This is a genomic window from Bacillota bacterium, assembly GCA_018333655.1.
Lineage (GTDB): Bacteria > Bacillota > UBA994 > UBA994 > UBA994 > BS524.
Map to the genome: position 1 here is coordinate 1 of JAGXTJ010000014.1, position 4,665 is coordinate 4,665.

The 4,665-nt window shown below is 60.7% G+C and carries 6 protein-coding genes; all 6 read right to left on the bottom strand.

The window, feature by feature from the left end; all coding sequences use genetic code 11:
* Nucleotides 1-324, bottom strand: a 324-nt coding sequence (locus tag KGZ92_03210) for a polysaccharide biosynthesis protein (protein ID MBS3888298.1), incomplete at its 3' end; no start/stop codon positions are given.
* Between the two features lie 49 nt (nucleotides 325-373).
* Complete coding sequence (locus KGZ92_03215; GenBank protein MBS3888299.1) at nucleotides 374-1,645, bottom strand: DegT/DnrJ/EryC1/StrS aminotransferase family protein; 1,272 nt, start codon at nucleotides 1,643-1,645, stop codon at nucleotides 374-376.
* Between the two features lie 19 nt (nucleotides 1,646-1,664).
* Complete coding sequence (locus tag KGZ92_03220; protein MBS3888300.1) at nucleotides 1,665-2,321, bottom strand: acetyltransferase; 657 nt, start codon at nucleotides 2,319-2,321, stop codon at nucleotides 1,665-1,667.
* Nucleotides 2,318-2,926 (bottom strand): sugar transferase, encoded by a 609-nt coding sequence (locus KGZ92_03225; GenBank protein MBS3888301.1) that lies wholly within the window; start codon nucleotides 2,924-2,926, stop codon nucleotides 2,318-2,320. Before KGZ92_03225 ends, KGZ92_03220 begins: the two co-directional genes overlap by 4 nt.
* A 5-nt stretch (nucleotides 2,927-2,931) precedes the next feature.
* Entirely contained in the window at nucleotides 2,932-4,164 is a 1,233-nt protein-coding gene (locus KGZ92_03230) for a glycosyltransferase family 4 protein (protein MBS3888302.1), read from the bottom strand.
* 8 nt (nucleotides 4,165-4,172) lie between these two features.
* A partial coding sequence (locus KGZ92_03235) for a UDP-N-acetylglucosamine 2-epimerase (GenBank protein MBS3888303.1) occupies nucleotides 4,173-4,665 on the bottom strand: 493 nt, incomplete at its 5' end.

A 4,665-nucleotide genomic window follows, 5' to 3' on the forward strand; every position in this document is an offset into this window, starting at 1 on the left:
GCCGGGCACCTCAATCGCGGTAAAGACCGCCGCATACAGCAGCGCATACACCGCCACCGCCCGCGCCACCGCCAGCAGCGCCGGCCAGCCGCTGTAGCGGAAAATGGCCCGGTAAAGCCCCGAGACCACAAAGATCGGCAGCGCCAACACCACCGCGCCCACCACCGCCCACAGCGCCGGCCCGGTGAGCGGCACCAGCTCGCCCAGGCGCAAATAAAAAGCCAGCCAGACCGAGAGCACGCACAGCGCCAAATCCACCAGCAGCGCTACGGCTCGCTTGGCGGGGCGCGGCAGGGCGAGGATGGGGGGTGCGAGTGGTTGCAGTAAAGAAATCAATGCGCAACTCCATTGCACCGCAGAATCTCGGCACGTCTCATTTCATAACGCCTTCATGGTTTATTGACGCTTCGCACAAGGCGCGGCTTAAGGCTGCGCAGGTTTTTTTGATTTCATCATCAGTTAGCGTGGGGTGAACCCAAAACATCAGGCTGGTCTCACCCAAGAACCGGGCCACGGGCAGGGGTTCAGCGGGCCGCCAGCCCGTATCGTCAAAAGCCTTTTCTAGGTAAACCTCGCTGCAACTGCCCTGGTAACAGGGCACGCCTTGCTCGTTAATGGCTTCGATGATCCGATCTCTCGTCCAGCCCGGGGCTAGGTTGTCCGGGCGCACGTAGGCGTAGAACTTGTACTGGCCATGCACACAGCCCCTTGCGCACAACCTAGTACCACCGGAGCCACAACCCGTGTCGCATGCGTTGCCCCCCCCACTGCAACCCAACTGCGGCAGGCGCACCGGGCCGCCCTCGTCTGCAAAGGGCAGCATTGCCGAAACCAGCGCCGCTGCGTGGGCCTGGCGGCGGGCCGTCCAGTCGGCCATGCGGCGCAACTGGATGCGCCCAATGGCCGCCTGCATTTCCAGCATGCGCCAGTTGGTGCCAAAGCTTTCGTGCAACCAACGAAAACCCGGCGGGTGCTGCCGCTCGTACACGGCGGCAAAGCTCTTGCCGTGATCTTTGTAGGCCCACATGGCGCGCCATAGGGATTCATCATCCAGCGTGACCATGCCGCCCTCGCCGCCGGTCGTCATGATCTTGTCCTGGCAAAAACTCCAAGCCCCCACGTGGCCCATGCTGCCTACGCTGCGCCCCTTGTAGCGCGCACCGTGGGCTTGCGCGCAGTCCTCGATGACCTTGAACCCGTGCTGTGCAGACAATGCCATGATCGGGTCCATATCGCAGGGCCAGCCTGCCAGATGCACGCAGATCACCGCCTTGGTGCGCGGGCTCAAAACCTGCTCGATCGTTCGGGCCGAGAGGTTGCCACTATCGGGCTCCACATCGGCAAACACCGGCGTGGCCCCGGCATTGACCACGCACGACACACTGGCGATGAAGGTGCGCGGCGTTACCACCACCTCATCGCCGGGGCCAATGCCAAGGCCTTTAAGGGCCAGGTCCAGCGCCAAGGTGCCGTTGGCCAGCGCCACGGCATGATCGACCCCAACCCAGGCCGCAAACTCTCGCTCAAACTCCCGACACTCGGTGCCCGTCCAGTAATTGACCTTGTTGCTCAGCAGCACACGATGCACTGCCTCAGCCTCCTCGTTGGTGAAGCTGGGCCATTGGGAGAAAGCGGTATTTAGCATAAAGTTTGCGGCTCTTTATTCACAATTTGCGGCCAACAAAGGGGGCGGCTGGGTTGCCCACCACTGTGGCCCCTGGTGCCACGCTTTTGGTCACCACGGCGCCCATGCCCACCACTGCGCCACGGCCAATGACCAGAGGCTGGCCGGGCTGGCCCTGCTTGATCACGGCACCGGTGCCGATGTAGGCGTGGTCTTGCACCACCACGTTGCCGTTGCACATCACCCCAGGGGCAAAGGTGACGAAATCGCCGATCACGCAATCGTGTGCCACATAACTGTAGATGTTGGCATGAAAGTGTTTGCCAATTCGGATGTTGCTGGTGAGCGTCACAAATGGGCAGAGAATGGCCCCTTCGCCCAGTTGCACGTCGTCCAACTGCACCACGTTGGTGGCGCGCAGCTCGAAGAACTGCACACCGTCGGCCAGGCAGCGCTCCACCAGCTTCTGGCGCACGGTGCTGCTGGCAATGGCGATGTTGATATGCCGGCTGGTGGCCGGCAGCGCCATCCACTGGTTGTAGGTCAGCACGGGGTGGCCATTGCATTCGGCGGCGGGTGGGTGGTCGTCCACAAACACCAATTGATGCGACTCACTCATCACAGCCCATTGCTGCCGAGCTACGGGCATCACTTCGCGGCCAAAGCCGCTGGCACCAAAAATCGCTACTTGTTTCATGGTTGGTGCTCGCTCGGTTTGCTATTGGTGAACTTGGGCATGGTCGCCTCACCTGCCGCACTGATGCCGTCCCGCAGCAACACCTTTTTCACGGTGAGCCACAGTATTTTGGTGTCCAACCACAGGCTGCGATTGTCCACGTACCACACGTCGAGCTTGAACTTCTGTTCCCAACTGATGGCATTGCGGCCATTGACCTGTGCCCAGCCCGTGATGCCGGGCCGCACGGCATGGCGGCGGGCTTGCTCGGGTGTATATAGGGGTAGGTACTCCATCAACAGTGGGCGCGGGCCCACTAGGCTCATCTCGCCGCGCAGCACGTTCCACAGCTCGGGCAGCTCGTCCATGCTGCTGGCACGCAGAAAGCGACCAAAGGGTTTGAGGCGCTGCGCATCAGGAAGCAGTGCGCCATCAGGCCCGCGCTCATCCGTCATGGTGCGGAACTTCACCATCTCGAACGGCTGGCCGTGTAGGCCAGGGCGCACCTGGCGGAAGAAGACGGGACTGCCGAGTTTGCGGCGCACCAGCCACACCAGTACCAACAGGGGCAGTGCCAGGGCCAGCAGGCCCAGAGCCGAAAATACAAGGTCAAACAGGCGTTTCATGGTGCTCAACGGCTTTGTGCCAACTGCTTGAACAATTCACCAAACTGCTGAACACCCATGGTCAAGCTCAAGTGCTGTTGATAATGCGTTTTGGCCTGCTGGCCCATGGCCGCTAAAACATCGGTGCTGGTGTTGGCCAAGGCCTCTGCAGCCTGCGCCAATGCATGTGGGTTTTCAGATTCGGCTACCACACCGCCGCCAGATTGTTTCACTAGGTCGGCAGCGTCTCCATCCACCGCCATCAGCAACGGTTTACCCACCGCCATGTAGGCTTGGGTTTTGGACGGAATGGTAATTTCAAACAGCGGGTCTTTGCGCAAATGCACCAGGAGGGCGTCGGAGGCTTGCAGATAAGTGCCCACTTGGGCCATGGGTACCGCTGGCAGGTAAACCACATTAGTCAGTTGCCTGCGGGCTGTTTCGGCTTTCAAGCGCTCCACCTCCACGCCGCCGCCCAGCATCACCCAGCAGACGCGGCTGCCCTGTTGCTGTAGCAACTCGGCCGCTTGCAATACCGTGTCCAGCGCCTGAGCCTTGCCCATATTGCCGGCAAACAGAATGCGAAACTGACCATGGCTTGGGAATGCCGCAGGCACTTCGCCCACTGGGGCCGCCAGTTGCGCTTCGTCGGCCCAGTTGTACACCACAAGGAGTTTGGCTTCGGGTACGCCACGCTGCATTAACAGGCGCTTGAACCCCGGCGACTGCACCACAATGCGATCCACCCTTCTATACACCCAGTTGCACACCGCATCCACTAGGCGCAAGGCGTGTTCGTTGTTCAGCATGCCCGTAGCACGCAAAGTGTCGGGCCACATGTCTTGAATGTCGTAAACTACTGGAATGCGGCGGAACAGCCGCACGATGCTGGCGGTAATTCCCACGGTTAAAGGCGGATGGTAGGCGTACATCACATCGGCCCGTTTGGCCAAGAACAACCCATAGAAAAGCGACGAAGCGGCAAAGCTGGTGTAATTTAGCACCCGCTTGATCGCCGCTTGGTCGTGGTTGGGGTACAGCGGCACGCGGGTGATTTGAACACCGTCAATAACCTCGCGTTGCAACCACTTCACCCGGTAGCCTGGGTACACCTTACCGCTAGGGTAGTTCGGAAAGCCGGTCACCACCTCCACCTCAAAACCCTGTTTCACCAGTTCACGGGCAAATACCAAGCCTTTGAAGGTGGGTTCCGGGTCAAACCACTGGGTCAGCAGCAGCACACGGATCGGTCTGGGCACAGGCGGCTTCAGTATTTCTTCCACACCACGCGGTTCACGTAGTCGGTGTAGCTGTGAATGATGCGCACCACTTTTTCGCTGACATTGGGCATGCTGTAGTCGGCCACCAAGCGCAGCGCACGTTCGCTGCCACGCGGCTGGGTCTGCAAAATGGCCAAGCCCTGGCGCACGCGCTCTACCTCCAAGCCTACCATCATCACGGCGGCTTCTTCCATGCCCTCGGGGCGCTCGTGCGCCTCGCGCAGGTTCAGGGCCGGAAAGTTGAGGATGGACGACTCCTCGTTTATCGTGCCGCTGTCAGACAGTACGGCACGGGCGTTCATTTGCAAGTTTACGTAGTCGTGAAAGCCCAGTGGTTTCAGCAGGCGCACCAGCGGGTGAAACTTGGCACCTGTCAAGTCCACCCGCTTTTGGGTGCGTGGGTGGGTTGACACCACCACTGGCAAGCCGTGGTCTTGGGCCACGGCGTTCAGCACGGCAACGAGCTTGGTGAAAGACTTA